The organism is Flavobacterium aquiphilum (assembly GCF_027111335.1).
Lineage (GTDB): Bacteria > Bacteroidota > Bacteroidia > Flavobacteriales > Flavobacteriaceae > Flavobacterium > Flavobacterium aquiphilum.
On the sequence record NZ_CP114288.1, the window covers coordinates 992,866 to 1,010,132 of the forward strand.

Annotated in this window: 12 protein-coding genes and 1 riboswitch; of the genes, 11 read left to right on the forward strand and 1 reads right to left on the reverse strand. The window is 37.0% G+C overall.

All coding sequences use genetic code 11. The features are described 5' to 3' along the window. The first annotated feature begins 38 nt into the window (after positions 1-38). A riboswitch (SAM riboswitch) is annotated at positions 39-146 on the forward strand. A 378-nt stretch (positions 147-524) separates the two neighbouring features. The 5 genes from OZP12_RS04135 (at position 525) to OZP12_RS04155 (ending at position 9,685) form a co-directional block, all read left to right on the forward strand. Continuing rightward, the gene (locus OZP12_RS04135; protein WP_281227788.1) at positions 525-1,526 is read left to right on the forward strand and encodes a homocysteine S-methyltransferase family protein; all 1,002 of its coding nucleotides are present in this window, start codon (positions 525-527) and stop codon (positions 1,524-1,526) included. Positions 1,527-1,542: 16 nt separating this feature from the next. Next, the gene (locus tag OZP12_RS04140) at positions 1,543-2,229 is read left to right on the forward strand and encodes a DUF8548 family protein (protein WP_281227789.1); all 687 of its coding nucleotides are present in this window, start codon (positions 1,543-1,545) and stop codon (positions 2,227-2,229) included. A 490-nt stretch (positions 2,230-2,719) separates the two neighbouring features. Next, complete coding sequence (gene metH, locus OZP12_RS04145) at positions 2,720-5,395, forward strand: methionine synthase (RefSeq protein WP_281227790.1); 2,676 nt, start codon at positions 2,720-2,722, stop codon at positions 5,393-5,395. A 108-nt stretch (positions 5,396-5,503) separates the two neighbouring features. Beyond that, on the forward strand, positions 5,504-6,460 hold the full coding sequence (gene metF / locus OZP12_RS04150) for a methylenetetrahydrofolate reductase [NAD(P)H] (RefSeq protein WP_281227791.1): 957 nt from the start codon (positions 5,504-5,506) through the stop codon (positions 6,458-6,460). 159 nt (positions 6,461-6,619) lie between these two features. Further along, positions 6,620-9,685, forward strand: a complete 3,066-nt coding sequence (locus OZP12_RS04155; protein WP_281227792.1) for a T9SS type B sorting domain-containing protein — start codon at positions 6,620-6,622, stop codon at positions 9,683-9,685. A 123-nt stretch (positions 9,686-9,808) separates the two neighbouring features. Here OZP12_RS04155 and gldA read toward each other — a convergent pair whose 3' ends face one another. Further along, positions 9,809-10,705: a gliding motility-associated ABC transporter ATP-binding subunit GldA gene (gene gldA / locus OZP12_RS04160; protein ID WP_281227793.1), complete on the reverse strand. Its 897-nt coding sequence runs from the start codon at positions 10,703-10,705 to the stop codon at positions 9,809-9,811. A gap of 176 nt (positions 10,706-10,881) precedes the next feature. Between gldA and OZP12_RS04165 the strand changes: the two genes are divergently transcribed. The 6 genes from OZP12_RS04165 (at position 10,882) to OZP12_RS04190 (ending at position 17,155) form a co-directional block, all read left to right on the forward strand. Further along, the gene (locus tag OZP12_RS04165; protein WP_281227794.1) at positions 10,882-11,481 is read left to right on the forward strand and encodes a porin family protein; all 600 of its coding nucleotides are present in this window, start codon (positions 10,882-10,884) and stop codon (positions 11,479-11,481) included. A 295-nt stretch (positions 11,482-11,776) separates the two neighbouring features. Continuing rightward, entirely contained in the window at positions 11,777-12,382 is a 606-nt protein-coding gene (locus tag OZP12_RS04170; protein WP_281227796.1) for a porin family protein, read from the forward strand. 411 nt (positions 12,383-12,793) lie between these two features. Continuing rightward, complete coding sequence (locus OZP12_RS04175) at positions 12,794-13,621, forward strand: prephenate dehydratase (protein ID WP_281227797.1); 828 nt, start codon at positions 12,794-12,796, stop codon at positions 13,619-13,621. Between the two features lie 115 nt (positions 13,622-13,736). Next, positions 13,737-14,882, forward strand: a complete 1,146-nt coding sequence (locus OZP12_RS04180; protein WP_281227798.1) for a pyridoxal phosphate-dependent aminotransferase — start codon at positions 13,737-13,739, stop codon at positions 14,880-14,882. A 181-nt stretch (positions 14,883-15,063) separates the two neighbouring features. Next, a complete protein-coding gene (locus OZP12_RS04185) occupies positions 15,064-15,924 on the forward strand; it encodes a prephenate dehydrogenase (RefSeq protein ID WP_281227799.1) in 861 nt (286 codons plus the stop codon). Positions 15,925-16,072: 148 nt separating this feature from the next. Next, entirely contained in the window at positions 16,073-17,155 is a 1,083-nt protein-coding gene (locus OZP12_RS04190; RefSeq protein WP_281227800.1) for a bifunctional 3-deoxy-7-phosphoheptulonate synthase/chorismate mutase type II, read from the forward strand. Positions 17,156-17,267 lie beyond the last annotated feature (112 nt).

A 17,267-nucleotide genomic window follows, 5' to 3' on the forward strand; every position in this document is an offset into this window, starting at 1 on the left:
GCTATTTCATAACTTTGCGGTGTTCCTAATTTTATTGAACGTTATCACGAAAGGCGGAGGGAAAAGACCCAATGAAACCTTAGCAACCTCCCTTATTTTAGGGAAAGGTGCTACATTCTACCACGCATCGCGGGGATAGATAACACAAGATACATTCTGTATTTTTCAACCTTTTTTCCTGATACATTTCGATAATTTTAGCGTACTGAATTCATTTCAGTATCTAGAGCGAAAGATCGGCGCTTTTTTGCCGTCAATGTTCCCGCTGTACGCTATATCTTTTATTCTGAACCCCAGAATAAAAGGATATCGCTTCCATCGGGGCTAAAGAATAAACAATTGTGATTTTTTGGGAACCTAATTTTATTGGGTCATCCTGCAAGGTTTTTAGAACCTTGGAGGGATTCTGAGAATTTATATACCTACAAGGTCAAAAAAGACCTTGCAGGAAAACAAATTGAGAAGTATAAAACAATAATAAAAAGCTTTACGCCTTTGCGTCTTTGCGAGAAATAAAACATAAAATGTCAAAAATTCAAGAAGAAATAAAAAAGAGAATTCTCGTACTCGACGGAGCAATGGGAACCATGCTGCAACGATATAATTTCTCTGAAGAAGATTTTCGTGGCGAACGATTCAAAGATTTCCCGCATCCACTAAAGGGGAACAATGATTTATTGTCCCTCACGCAACCACAGGCAATCAAGGCAGTTCACGCCGCCTATTTTGAAGCCGGAGCCGATATTGTGGAAACCAACACTTTCTCAGGAACCACCATCGGGATGGCCGATTATCATTTGGAAGATATTGTTTATGAACTCAATTACGAATCGGCAAAAATCGCCCGTGAAGTAGCCGATGAATACACTGCCAAAAATCCAAATCAGCCACGTTTTGTGGCCGGTTCGATTGGGCCAACAAATCGTACGGCAAGTATGTCTCCGGATGTAAACGATCCAGGTTACAGAGCGGTTACGTTTGATGATTTGCGCATTGCCTACAAACAACAAGTTGAAGCATTATTAGACGGAGGTTGCGACTTGCTTTTGGTGGAAACCATTTTCGATACATTGAATGCCAAAGCCGCACTTTTCGCAATCGAAGAAGTTAAGGAAGAACGTAATCTTGATATTCCAATCATGGTTTCAGGTACGATTACCGATGCTTCAGGAAGAACACTTTCCGGGCAAACGGTGGAAGCTTTCCTGATTTCGGTTTCGCATATTCCGTTGTTGAGCGTAGGGTTTAATTGCGCCTTGGGAGCCGATTTGTTGAAACCGTATTTGCAGACTTTGTCACATAATACTTCATTCAATATATCAGCACATCCAAACGCAGGATTGCCAAATGCTTTTGGAGAATATGACGAAACTCCAGAACAAATGCAAGCCCAAATTCGATCTTATCTCGAAGATAATTTAGTAAACATCATTGGCGGTTGTTGTGGAACAACTCCAGATCATATCCGCTTAATTGCGGAAGTCGCGAGTGAGTATAAGCCGAGAGTGTCGGAGGCGGTGATGTAAATGTTTTCTAATTGATATGAATCAAGAAATAATAGAAAAAGCGACAGAATTTTGTAATGAAATTTTTGCAGATAAAAAGAATTATGAGCTTGCACCTGAGTATTATTATAGTCATTTGCCATTATGTGTTATTGATTCTGTTTTTTCAATTGGAGTAAAATATGAAATTGTTCAAAATACGATAAGTCGGTTTTGTAATTATTACAGGATAGATAAGTTTTCAAGTTCTCAAGAAGTTACAACATCGGATTTTTTGAAATTAATGAAAGAAAAGTCGATTAAGGAATTGACTGAAAGTATTTATCAAAATCGACAAAGGACTTCTACAAGAAATGGAATTTTAAAGTCAGAAGCAGTTATATTGTTTTTAGAGGTTTTACAGAAATTTAAAATTGAAAAATTAAAGGATGTTGATAAAATCTTTAGTAGTGAGCAATTTGAAAATGAAATAAAAAAAATACCAGGTCAAAATAGTGGAATTTCTTTGACTTATTTTTTTATGCTTGCAGGTTCAGACGATTTAATAAAACCTGACAGAATGATTGTTCGTTTTTTAGAAAGTATTTCAGGTGAAAAAGTGAGTTTAAATGATTGTCAACTTATTTTGGTTGAAGTCGCCAATCAATTAAAGAAGAATGGTTTTAATATTACGCCTAAAAAGTTAGATAATTTAATTTGGAATTATCAACGTGATTTGAATTAATTAGATAGCGCGGATTTGCAATCTGTGTCGACAAACAGAATAAAGTCTAGCTTGTCATTCCGACGAAGGAGGAATCTAAGCAAGTTGCTCACATAACGGAGATTCCTCCTCCGTCGGATGACAAACTGGGTGGTGAAGTTGGAATGGTCACGAGCGTGACGCTCGCGCAAGCGAAGATGAGATTGATAAGTTCCATAGGAACGACCTATTTTGTAGCAACGGAATTTATTTCGTTGAAAATTATGAAAATGGATTCGTTTCGTTGTAATAAAAATGTGTTGAATGGCACAATGCCCGCGTGAGGGATAGAAGCGGCATCCTTTTATGAAGCGATAGCGGAATAAAAGATACAGCGGATAGCCCGATTCGCCGCGGCGAACACGCCCAAAATAGAAACAGAAATACTTTCAGGGCTTTGGAAACCTTGAAAAAAACATAGAATAAAAACTTAGTACCTAAGCATCTTAGGACTTAGTAACTCAGAAAAGAAATGAAAGAAAAAAGAAGAAACCTTGTATTATCGGGATTGGAGCCTTTGGTGATTACGCCGGAAAGCGTATTTGTGAATGTTGGGGAGCGTACCAATGTAACGGGTTCCCGAAAGTTCCTTCGATTGATTAAGGAGGAAAAATATGAGGAAGCACTTGACATTGCGAGACAGCAGGTAGAAGGAGGTGCGCAAATCATTGATATCAATATGGATGAGGGGATGCTTGACGGAGAGTATGCGATGACCAAATTCCTGAACTTGATTGCTGCCGAGCCAGATATTTCGCGTGTGCCGATTATGATTGACAGTTCGAAGTGGGATATCATTGAGGCAGGTTTGAAAGTGGTGCAAGGGAAATGTGTGGTAAATTCGATTTCGTTGAAAGAGGGTGAGGAAGCATTTATCCATCACGCTAAATTAATCAAACGTTATGGTGCTGCTGTTATTGTAATGGCTTTTGATGAGGTAGGACAAGCTGATAATTACGACCGAAGAATTGAAATTTGCCAACGCTCGTATGATATTTTGGTTCACAAAGTAGGGTTTCCACCGCAGGATATCATCTTCGATTTGAATATTTTCCCCGTAGCGACCGGTATGGAGGAGCACCGTTTGAATGCTTTGGATTTCTTTAGGGGAACCAAATGGGTTCGCGAGCATTTGCCACATGCACACATCAGCGGTGGGGTGAGTAACGTTTCGTTTTCGTTTAGAGGGAATGATGTGGTGAGGGAAGCGATGCACTCGGTTTTTTTGTATCACGCCATCAAAAACGGAATGACGATGGGGATTGTAAACCCTGAAATGTTGACGATTTACGACGATATTCCGAAAGATTTATTGGAATATGTTGAAGACGTGATTTTGGACAGACGTGACGATGCCACGGAACGTTTGTTGGATTTTGCCGAAAGTGTAAAAGGCGATACCAAAAATAATGAAGTAGCAGTACAGGAATGGCGTTCGGGAACTTTTCAGGAACGTATTACACACGCTTTGGTAAAAGGAATTGATCAATTTATAGAGGAAGATGTTGAGGAAGCAAGATTGGCCGCCACAAAACCTATTGAAGTGATTGAAATCAATTTGATGGCGGGAATGAATGTGGTTGGAGATTTGTTCGGTTCGGGAAAAATGTTTTTGCCACAGGTGGTAAAATCGGCTCGTGTAATGAAAAAAGCGGTGGCTTATTTATTGCCGTTTATTGAAGCAGCTAAACAAGCCGGAGACAAAGAAGGAAACGGAAAAATCCTTTTGGCAACCGTAAAAGGAGACGTACACGATATTGGTAAAAATATTGTTGGGGTTGTGCTTGCTTGTAATAATTACGAAATTATTGATTTGGGAGTTATGGTGGCTCCTGAAAAGATTGTTGCTGCAGCCCTTGAACACAATGTAGATATTATCGGATTGAGCGGATTGATTACGCCTTCGTTGGACGAAATGGTGTATCTCGCAAAAGAATTGGATAAAAAAGATATAAAAATTCCTGTGATGATTGGTGGAGCGACCACTTCACGCGCGCACACCGCCGTAAAAATTGCACCACAATATAAATCGACTGTGATTCACGTAAACGATGCTTCGAGAGCGGTTACGGTGGCAGGAAATTTATTGGACGATAATAAAGAGAAATACGCAACCGATATTCGCGCCGAATACGATGCGTTTAGAGAAACATTCTTGAATCGTTCAAGAGATAAAAACTTCTTGTCTATTGAAGATGCCCGTAAAAACAAGTTGCAATTGGATTGGAGACATTTTGAGCCTGTAAAACCAAAGGTTATTGGGGCGCAAACAGTCGAGATTGATTTGGATGTATTGGTTCCGTATATCGATTGGACTCCGTTTTTCAGAACTTGGGAGTTGTTCGGGAAATACCCTGCGATTTTAAAAGATGAAGTGGTGGGGGAACAAGCGACTTCAGTTTTTAACGATGCCCAAACGATGTTGGAGGTAATTTTGAAAGAGAAAAAATTACAGGCCAAAGGAGTTTACGGAATTTTTCCGGCGAACCAAGTTAATGATGACGATATTGAATTGACAGATGAAAACGGAAAAGTTTTGGAGAAATTCTTGACTTTGCGTCAGCAGTCACAAAAAACAAAAGGAGCTCCAAATATCGCATTAGCCGATTTTATTGAGCCAAAGGAAAATGGAAAAGTGGATTATATGGGGGCGTTTTGTGTAACTACCGGTTTTGGTGTTGACGAATGGGCGGCCGAATTTGAAAAGGATTTGGATGATTATAATTCGATTATGGTCAAAGCTTTGGCGGATCGTTTTGCAGAGGCATTTGCCGAATATTTACACGAAAAAGTACGTAAAGAATTTTGGGGTTATGCATCGGATGAGGTTTTGAGCAAGCAAGCACTTATTGAAGAAGATTATAAAGGAATTCGTCCTGCACCGGGTTATCCAGCCTGTCCAGATCACTTGGAGAAACCAACTATTTGGAAATTATTGGATGTTGAGGCAGCAATTGGAGTAACTTTGACCGAAAGTATGGCAATGTGGCCTGCTTCATCGGTTTCAGGATATTATTTTGGAAATCCTGAAAGTAAGTACTTCGGTCTTGGAAAAATAAAAGAAGACCAAGTGATTGATTACGCCAAAAGAAGAAATGTTTCAACTGATATAGCCATGAAATGGCTTAACCCAAATATTGCAGACTAAAATCCCCACCCAACCTCCCCGAAGGGGAGGAGTCGGAAAGGAATGACTAATATTTTTAATTTAAAATTACCCGAGTCTCCCCTCCTTTGGAGGGGTCGGGGGAGGATTATGAAAGTAACAGAACATATAGAACAAGCCAAGGGAGAAACTTTATTCTCTTTCGAAATTATACCGCCCCAAAAAGGAAAAAGCATTCAGGAATTGTATGATAATATCGATCCGTTGATGGAGTTCAAACCGCCATTTATTGATGTAACTACTTCCCGTGAGGAGTATATTTATGTGGATAAAGGAAACGGATTATTGGATAAAAAATTGACTAGAATGCGCCCGGGAACTTTGGGGATTTGTGCTTCTATAAAACATAAATATCAAGTGGATACCGTACCGCATTTACTTTGCGGAGGATTTACGAAAGAGGAAACCGAATATATGTTGGTTGACTGTCATTATCTTGGAATAAACAACGTCATGGCACTTCGCGGTGATGCAATGAAAGATGAGCAGTCTTTTGTTCCAAAAGTGGGAGGAAATAATTATGCAGTGGATTTGGTAACCCAAATTAATCAGTTGAATTGTGGAAAGTATTTGCACGATGTTATGGACGTTGATAACAAAGCCAATTTTTGTGTTGGTGTAGCCGGTTATCCTGAGAAACATTTGGAAGCACCATCTTTGGCGACGGATATGAGAAGACTGAAAGAAAAAGTTGATGCAGGTGCTGATTATATTGTAACGCAAATGTTTTTTGACAATGCTAAATATTTTGAATTTGTAAAAAAAGCTAGGGAAATGGGAATTACAGTTCCTATTATTCCGGGGATTAAACCAATTGCAGTTCAAAAACATTTACAGATTCTGCCTCAAATTTTCCGAATTGATTTACCGGAAGATTTGATAAATGCAGTAGAGAAATGTAAAAACAATGCTGAGATTCGTCAAGTGGGTATTGAATGGGCGATTCAGCAATCAAAAGAATTGAAAGCGGCGGGAGTTCCTGTTTTGCATTATTATTCGATGGGAAAATCAGAAAATATCAGACAGATAGCGAGTCAGGTTTTTTAAATTCCTGATAGTGAAAAGTAAAGAGGCGTTGCAATGCAACGCCTTTCTTATTTTAATAGATAAGTATTTTATTTTCATCGACTGATATAGCTGACTGGTATAAGATTTTTGAGGGACATTTTATTATAAAGTAGTTTTACTTTATTAAAATGCCCAATTTTGAATTTCAAATACTTTATTTCTCTATTAATGAGTGTTCTTTTCTTTTCAGAAGGGAATGCCCAATTGTGCACGGGAAGTTTGGGAGATCCTGTTGTTAAATTGGATTTTGGTTCAGGAACATCAACCCATGGTTCTGCTTTAGGGACAGGGATTACGAGTTATACTTATACCACGGCAAATTTTCCTAGTGATGGTTCCTACACCGTCGAAAGCACCACAAATACTCCTGGTACCTGGTGGACAACCACAGACCATACCGGAGGAGGTTATATGATGGTCGTAAATGCCAGTTTTTCAACTACTGATTATTTTTACAAAAACACGGTTTCCGGTTTGTGCGCCGGCACCACTTATGAGTTTGCCGCTTGGATAATGAATCTTTTACGGTCACAGGATAATAGTCCTCCAAATATTACTTTTACAATTGAGGATACCAGCGGAAATATTCTTGGGACTTATAATACAGGAGATATAGGATTGTCGAGTAGTGCAGTATGGAAACAATACGGATTCTTTTTTACTACCCCTTCCGGTGTTGACACGGTTGTCATTCGAATGCGGAATAATAAAGCAGGTGCCGCTCCGGGTAATGATATTGCGTTGGACGACATTACTTTTAGGGCTTGCGGGCCTACGGTAACTTCAGAAATTGTGAACGAGTCGGTTACTAATTTAGATGTATGCGAGGGAGAATCGAAATCAATTACGCTTAATGGCTCCGTTACGTCTTCGGCCTATACGACGGTGGGATACCAATGGCAAAATAGTACTGATGGAGGAACGACTTGGACTGATATTCTGGGGGCAAATAATGCAGCTTACACTTTCGTCTCGGGTACAGTAGGAACTTATAAATACCGATTGGCAACTGCGGATAGTTCCAATATTGGTTCTACTAATTGCCGAGTTTTTTCTAATGTAATAACCATTAATGTAAAATCCGGGCCAATTCAACCTACCGTCACAACTACTCAGCCTAATTGTGATGTGCCTTCGGGAACAATTACAGTCACAAGTCCAACAGGGCTTTTATATAGTGTTGATGGTGTTAATTATCAGTCATCGATGATTTTTCCAGGCTTAGCGGGCGGTGATTATAAGGTTACTTCCAAAAGTTCTAATTGTGTTTCGAGTCCGGTTATGGCTCATATAAATTTGGTGGCTGTTTCTACTGCAACTCCGACGGTAAGTGTCGTTCAGCCTGTAATTTGTGTGAATCCTTATGGAACGATTACCGTAACTAGCCCAGATTATGAGTACAGTTTTGATGATGGTGCGAATTGGACAAGCAGTAATTCTAAATCCGGTTTGGCCGTTGGAACCTATTTGGTAAAAACAAGAAACAGTTCCGCTTGTGAGACTACGGCAATCTCTGTTGATATTTTGGTTCCGCCGGGTTATCCGCCAACACCGACAGTATCAATTACGCAGCCTGACTGTAGTACGGCAACTGGGACAATAACCGTTTCGGACAGTGCGACATCCTACAGTTTTGATAATGGAGTTAATTGGATGGGTGCAAATTCAAAAAGTAATTTGATTCCTGCCACTTATCAGGTGGTGATTAAAAATGCTTTGGGCTGTGTTTCGCTTGTTCCAAATGCTGCTGAAGTCAAGGCATTCGTCAACACCGAGCCGCTTCCTGTTGCAACAACACCTCAAACTTTTTGTGTCCAACAAAATGCCAAAATCAGTGATATCAATATAATAGGTACAAATATAAAATGGTATGACGCTTCCGCAAATGGGAATCTGCTGACGGGTACAACGATACTGCAGAACAAAACCTATTATGCTTCGCAAACGGTCACCGCCTGCGAAAGTTTACGGATTCCGGTGGTGGTCAATATTCAAAACACCCCTGCGCCAACGGGTGATGCGGTACAGAATTTTTGTTCTACACAAAAGGCAACCATCGGTAGCCTGACAGTGACGGGAACAAATGTTATATGGTACGACAGTATGACTAATGGTGCGGTGCTACCAAGCACAACGGCTTTGGTAAATGGCACAACTTATTATGCAACCCAAACGGTAAATGGTTGTGAAAGTGTTAACCGATTAGCGGTTTTAGCGAATATAGTCGTTCCTAGCTTGCCTGTAAACAATGTGGAGGAGTTTGTTTGCGACAGTAAAAACGATGGTTCCGAATATGTAGATTTAACAAATTATAATTCAAAAATTGCGGTTTGCGGTACCTGTACTTTTACATATTACACCTCATTGGCCGGTGCGGAAAACCAAATGGCATCGGAACAAATTACTGTACCTGAAAATTATAATTTGGTTATTGGAACGACAACGATTTACGTGAGAATCGATTCCAATGATAAGTGTTATCAGGTTGGGAAATTGAGTCTAACATTGGTAAGTGAGCCAATAATTTCAATTCCAGACAGTGTTCCCGTTTGCGAAAATTATACGGTTAGAATAAACGCAGGTTCGGGTTTTGACAGTTATTCATGGTCCACTTTGGAAACCTCACCATCAATAGCAGTGCAGAACGCAGGTACTTATTCGGTAACGGTAACCCAAAATCACGGAAATACGGTTTGTTCTGCAACAAAGGATTTTACAGTGATATTGTCTAATGTAGCTGTAATTTCGACCGAAACTCAGGATTGGACAGATAATGAAAATGTAATTGTAGTTTCTGTTTCGGCTTCGAGTGTTGGGAATTATGAATATTCATTGGATGGAATAACCTTTCAGGACAGCAATACGTTTTCGGGATTGACAAGTGGTGATTATACTGTTTATGTTCGGGACAAAAATGGTTGCGGGATTGCCAGTCAGGAAGTTTTTGTGTTGAATTACCCAAAGTTTTTCACCCCAAACGGAGATGGATATAACGATACATGGGCAGTTCGATTTTCAGAATCCGAACCAAAACTGATGGTCAAAATATTCGATCGATTTGGAAAATTTATAAAGGAATTAAACTCAGAATCTACTTGGGATGGAACTTATAATGGGCACGAATTGCCTTCAACAGATTATTGGTTTGTTGTAACCCGTCAGAATGGTAAAGTCTTTAAAGGGCATTTTGCCATGAAAAGATGAGAAGATTTTCTAAAATGCAATTATTGATTTTGTTAGAATAATTAAGTGTTTAGAATTAGTTGGTTTCTGTTCAAATTGCCATAGGAATTCCTATGGCAATTTTTTTATGATGAGACTACTAGTTTATTTTGTGATTTCTCTGAAAACAGCTTCCAAATTTTTGTTTTTCTGATTCAGTTGCAAAGTTTTTAGGCCGTTGTCGTAAGCAAAATCAAATACAGTTGGGCGCATATCTTTGTCAGATATAAAAGTCAATTCCCAAGAACTTCCTTGAATGTTTTTATACGATTTTATATGCGGAATTTGAGCAATCAAATTTTCTTCTACTTTTAAATCAAATTCGACTTCAATTACTTGCTCTTTATCAACCGAGATTAAATTTTCCAGTTTTTTGTCTGCAACGATTTGTCCTTTGTCAATAATAATCACGCGGTCGCAAATTGCCTCCACTTCCTGCATTATGTGTGTCGAAAGAAAAATCGTTTTGTCTTTTCCTGCATTTCTAATAACGTTTCTGATTTCTACCAATTGATTTGGGTCCAAGCCTGTAGTAGGTTCATCAAGAATCAAAACATCAGGATTGTGTAACAATGCATTAGCAAGGCCTACACGTTGACGATATCCTTTGGACAGTTGCCCAATTTTTTTATGACTTTCTGCTTGTAAACCGGTTAGCTCAATCACCTCTTCGATTCTGTTTTTTACTACCTTATATACATCGGCATTGAAAGCAAGATATTCCCTCACGTATAAATCCAAATACAACGGATTATGTTCAGGTAAATAACCGATAGAAAGTTGCACCGATTTTTCCTGAGTGTTTACATCAAAACCATTGACAAGCGCAACACCTGAATCGGCATGTAGGTAAGTCGTCAAAATCTTCATCAGTGTTGATTTACCTGCTCCGTTCGGACCTAAAAAACCAACAATCTCTCCTTTTGTGACAGCAAATGAAATGTTATCTAAAGCTTTTTGGGCTCCATAACTTTTCGAAATATTTTTTACTTCTATTGACATACCTTATTGTTTGTTGCAAAAGTAAACAGAAAATAAATAGTTCTTTATTGAATCCATGAATTTTATATTTTAATTGATAAGGTGATTGGATTTGTCTGAAAGATTTTTTTTATAATTATTGTTTGCGGCATGATTCTTGTTAATGTAATATTAATTATTAACAAAAATCACTAACTATGAAAAAAATTTTAATCGTTCTTGCCTTAGTTTTGGTAAGCTTTGCAAATGCACAGAAGGGTACATATTTGTTATCTGGAAGCGTCGGATTTAACTCTGAGAAAGTGAATTCTTCTGGGAATCATGGATCTCAAAATAATTTTACTATAGTACCAAAAATAGGTTATCAGTTTGCCGAAAATTGGACTGCTGGAGTTCAAACAAGTGCATCATATAGTAGGGGTGAAATAGAATCAGGTCATGGTAAATCTAACTATTATAGTATTGGAGCATTTGTTCGTTACTCAAAACCATTAAGTGAGATTTTTGATGTATATGCTGATCTCGGTTCAGGTTATAATTTTGGAAATACAAGCTACACCTATAACGATAATCCGACGGAAAATAAAAATAAATACAACGGATTTGGTGTAAGTATTGCACCGGCATTATTGCTCAAAATAAAAAATGGTTTTGGATTGAACTTTGGTTTTGGAGGGTTAGGTTATCGTTATGATAAAATCACTTTTGATACTAATTCTAATAATTTTCAAAAAACAAAGAGTTTTGACTTCACATTTGGACAATTTTTTACAGCTGGTATTTCAAAAAATTTCTAAAACTAGATGTGAGATTATATTAAAAGGCTATTTTGCCTACGATTTTTTTGTTTATTGGCTTAAAATGAAATTGATGTTTGATCTATATGTTCCCAGATTAATAATTTTTATGTTTCTATTGGATATATGATTTTATTTATCGCCGAAGTAAATAACCAGTTCCCATTGAATCCATGAATTTTATATTTTATTTGATAAGGTGATTGGATTCGTCTGAAAGATTTTTTTTATAATTATTTTTTGCGGCATGATTCTTGTTAATATATTATTAATTATTTAACAAAAATTACTAACTATGAAAAAAAATTTAATCGTTCTTGCCCTAGCTTTGGCGAGCTTTGCAAATGCCCAAAAGGGTACTTATTTGGTATTGGGGAATATCGGATTTAATTCTCAGAAATTAAATTTTTCAGGGAATGATCAAACTCAAAATGTTTTTTATATTTCTCCAAAAATTGGTTATCAATTTACTGAAAATTGGACTGCAGGTATTCTAACTGGTGCTTCGTTTACTAAAAGTGTAACAGATTCCAGTGTTGGTAAGTCCAATTCTTATAATTTGGGAGCATTTGTCCGCTACTCAAAACCATTAAGTGAAATTTTTGAAGTATATGCAGATTTAGATTCAGGGTATGGTTTTGGTAGTGGAAATTATTCAAATAGTGATTTAGCAACAGTAAGTAAAAGTAAATCACATGGATTTGGAGTAACTATTACACCAGCATTATTACTTAAAATCAAAAATGGTTTTGGATTAAATTTTAGTATTGGAGGTTTAGGATATAATTCGGGTACTGATAAGAATACTTTTGAAAATAGTTTAAGCAGTTCTCAAAAGACAAAAAGTTTTTATTTCAATTTTGGTCAATCATTTACTATGGGAATTTCAAAAAAATTCTAAAAACTGTATGTTAGATTATATTGAAAGGCTCTTTTACCGCACATTTTTTTGTTTAATAGCTTAAAATGAAATTGAAGTTTGATTTCAGTCTTTTGAAATTGATAATTTTCGGTGTTTTTTAGATGTCTTTTTTATGAAATGAATAATTTTAAATCTCTTTAACAAACGAATCTTTTTTTGTTACATAAAAAAATATTTTTATTTTGTCCGACTCGAAATATGTTTTACATTTGCATTAAATATTTGAAAAACAAACAACACAATGTCTAATAACCGTTTTTATTTTAGCAACTCTTTTTATTTCTACTTTAGAAAGTAGAGGGATTGTTGCTATGGTTATTTGAAAAACGAGATAAAACAAATAAAAGTAATATACAATCCTGATGAAAATCAGGATTTTTTTTTGACCAAATGAGAACGAAAATTGCAATACAAGGAATTAAAGGATCTTTCCACCATCAAGTGGCTCAAGACTATTTTTATCAAAACATCGAAGTAGACGAATGTTTGTCTTTTGAGGAATTGGTAGATAGTTTGCTGTCGGGGAAATCCGATCAGGCTGTGATGGCCATAGAAAATTCTATTGCCGGACCTATAATTCCAAATTATGCTTTGATTGACAAAAACAACCTGCATATTATTGGCGAGCATTATTTGGATGTCCATCAAAATTTGATGGCTCTAAAAGGACAGAAAATTGAGGATATCCAAGAAGTACATTCACATCCTATGGCTTTGTTGCAGTGTATGGAGTTTTTGAAACAATATCCAAATATAAAATTGGTTGAAGACAAGGATACTGCCGAAACTGCGAGAAGAATTCACGAAAAACAACTAACAGGGATTGCGGCAATTGCCAGCAAAACGGCTTCTGAGATCTATGATTTGGAAATTCTTGCTCCTGAAATTCAAACGATAAATAATAACATGACTCGTTTTGTGATTCTCAAAAAAGAAAAAGAATATGCAGAGGAAAATGAAATCAGCAGAGCTTCGATAAAATTTGAATTGGATCATAAACGAGGGAGTTTGGCCGCGGTTTTAAATGTGATGAGTGACTGTAAATTGAATTTGACCAAAATCCAGTCGTTGCCAAAAATTGAAACTCCTTGGAAATATTCATTTTTCGTTGATGTCACTTTTGATAAATACGAAGATTTCGCCAAAGCCAAAGCATTGCTAACTATAATGGCCGAATATTTTAAAGTATTGGGAGAATATAAAAATACGAAACCCTAAAAGGGAAATTACAAATTCCAAAAAGGAATAGAGTTAATAAATAAATATGAAATCTCCTTGTCCTGTATAGGCTCCCCCTCCTTCGGAGGGGGTGGGGGGAGGAAAAACAATAGTTATGATTACAACAGCAAAACGTCTCGATATTATTGAAGAATACTATTTCTCCTCGAAGTTGAGAGAAGTGAGACAATTGGCCTCGGCGGGAAAACCAATTATCAATATGGGAATTGGGAGTCCGGATTTGAAACCATCCAAAGCCGTTATGGATGCGGTAATTTTGGCGATGCATGATGAGAATGCGCACCAATATCAAAGTTATCAGGGATTGCCGGAACTTAGAAGCGGAATGGCTGATTTTTATAAAAACAACTATGGTGTAAGCTTAGATCCAAATGTTGAGATTTTACCTTTGATAGGTTCCAAAGAAGGGATTATGCATATTTCAATGGCTTTCCTAAACGAAGGTGACCAAGTTTTGATTCCAAATCCGGGTTACCCAACTTATACTTCGGTTACCAATTTAGTAGGAGCGGTTCCTGTATATTATGATTTGAAAGAAGCCAACAATTGGGAGCCAGATTTTGAAGCTTTGGAAAAACTGGATTTGGCAAAAGTTAAAATCATGTGGATTGGTTATCCGCATATGCCAACAGGAGCGAGAGGAAGTTTGGAATTGTTTGAAAAATTAGTCGCTTTCGCAAAAAAACATCACATATTATTGATCAATGACAATCCGTATAGTTTTGTTTTGAATGATAAACCGATGAGTTTGTTGCAAGTGGAAGGAGCCAAAGATGTTGCTCTTGAATTGAATTCTTTGAGTAAAACATTCAATATGGCAGGTTGGAGAGTTGGGATGGTTTTGGGAAGCGCAAAATTGATTGACTCTGTTCTCAAAGTAAAAAGCAATATGGACAGCGGAATGTTTTACGGAATCCAAAAAGGTGCTGTAGAAGCGTTGAAAAGCGACAAGTCCTGGTTCGATTCGATGAATGAAGTTTATAAAAAACGTCGTGTACTTACAGAGCAATTAGCTGAAAAATTAGGATGTGAAGTGTATAAAGAAGGTGTTGGACTGTTTGTTTGGGCCAAATTGCCTGAAGGAATAACATCTGCAGAGGATTTTATAGATAAAATATTATATGAGAAATATATTTTTATCACTCCGGGAACCATTTTTGGAAGCAATGGAGAAGGTTACATCCGATTTGCGCTTTGTGTGAAAGAGGAGAAAGTACAAGAAGCGATTGATAGATTTTAGATTGCTGATTAACGATTTTAGATTTATGATTTCTTATGAGAATTTAAAAATCTTGTAGATATTAAACTAAATTTCTTTAAAAACGGAATGCCCTAGCCCTGATAGAAACGGCATCCTTTTATGGTGGGGTTCACCATAAAAGATATAGTGGATAGCAGGATTAGCTTCAAAAAAATAGAACATGAATATATATGTAATAGGTGTTGGATTAATTGGGGGATCGATAGCATTGGATGCTAAAGAGTTGAATCCTGATGTCAAAATTTTTGGAATTGACAGTAATGAAAAGCATCTGCAGGAAGCAAAAGCGCTTGGAGTTATTGATGAAGCTGCAACTTTTGAGGACTTATCCAAGGCAGATTTTGTGATTGTTTCGGTTCCGGTAGATACGGCGATTGTGGTTTTACCAACTGTATTGGATTTAATTTCAGATTCGACCACCGTTTTTGATGTTGGCTCAACCAAATCTCCTATTTGTGAAGCGGTTGCAGATCATCCAAAAAGAAGAAATTTTATGGCTACGCATCCTATTGCGGGAACAGAGTTTTCGGGACCATCGGCAGCGATAAAAGGCTTGTTTAAAGGAAAGACGAATATCATTTGCGAAGTTGAAAAAACGGCTTTCAAATTACAGGAAAAAGCATTGTTGCTTTTTACGGCAATCGGAATGAGAATTCGTTATATGGATCCAAAATCGCATGACAAACATATTGCTTATGTGTCGCATTTATCACATATCAGCTCGTTTATGCTTGGAAAAACGGTAATCAACAAGGAAAAAGACGAACAGGATATTTTTGACATGGCAGGTTCTGGTTTTGAAAGTACCGTGCGTTTGGCAAAAAGTTCGCCGGCAATGTGGACACCGATTTTTAAACAAAACAAAAAACAGGTGGTCAGAACATTGGAAGAATACATTTCGAATTTATCCAAGTTTAAGGAGCTTTTGGTAAATGATGATTACGAAGCGATTTACAACGAAATGCAAAGTACCAATAGAATAAAAGAAATATTGAACGGAATGAATGCTAAAAAGCAGTAATAATCCGTTTTAAGTAAAATAAAAAAGAACAACAAAGTATAATAGTAGTAAGCAATTAATAATAAAGATCTCTCTTGCTCCCTCCAGTTGTTTGGGGAGTTCCGATAGCTATCGGGAGGAGAGGGGAAAAGAAAAAAAGTTAGAAAAGATGGAAAACAAGAAAGAAATGAGAGATTGGTTGAACGAATTCAAATTGTCTCACCCATTTGTAATCGCAGGACCTTGTAGTGCAGAAACTGAAGAGCAAGTTTTGAAAATTGCACACGAATTGAAAGATTCTGATGTAAGTGTTTTTAGAGCTGGTATTTGGAAACCAAGAACGCGTCCGGGAGGATTTGAAGGTGTTGGTGAAATTGGATTGAAATGGTTACAAAAAGCTAAAGCTGAAACTGGTTTATTGATGGGAACTGAAGTTGCGACTGCAGCTCACTGTAAATTGGCTTTGGAACACGATATCGATGTTTTATGGGTTGGAGCTCGTACAACTGCAAACCCTTTTGCTGTTCAAGAGATTGCTGATACATTGGCAGGAACTGATAAAATTGTTTTGATTAAAAACCCTGTAAATCCTGATATGGCTTTATGGTTGGGAGGAGTTGAGCGTTTGTATAATGCCGGAATCAAAAAATTAGGAGTTATCCACAGAGGTTTTTCTACTTACGAAAAAACAAAATACAGAAATATTCCTGAGTGGCAGATTGCTATTGAATTGCAAAATAAATTCCCTGATTTACCTTTGATCATCGATCCATCACATATTACAGGAAACCGTAACATGATTCTTGAAGTTACTCAAGAAGCTTTGGATTTGAATTATGACGGTATGATTATCGAAACTCATAATGATCCTGACAATGCGTGGAGTGATGCTGCTCAACAAGTGACTCCTGCTGCTTTGAAACAAATTTTCAAAGATTTGAAAGTGAGAAAAGTGAGCGGAGATACTGCTGATTTTGAACAAAAAATGACAAAATTAAGAACGAACATCGACGTTTTGGATGCTAACTTATTAGAGTTGTTAGGAAAACGTATGAAAGTAGCTGACGAAATTGGTCAAGTGAAAAAAGATAATAACGTAGCTATTTTGCAAAATAACCGTTGGAACGAAATCCAAGCGAAAATGATTGCAGAAGGAGCTAAAAAAGGATTGACAGAAGAATTTATCATTAAATTATTCAAAGGAATCCACCAAGAAAGTATTGAACACCAAGAAAGAATCTTGAATTCGTAGTTTCTAATATTAAAAGATTAAATCCCTGCATTTTTTAATGTGGGGATTTTTTTTTGGATCAAGATCAAATTACCTGTGTAAGAAAAAATGTAATCGTATAAGCAATGTTCTT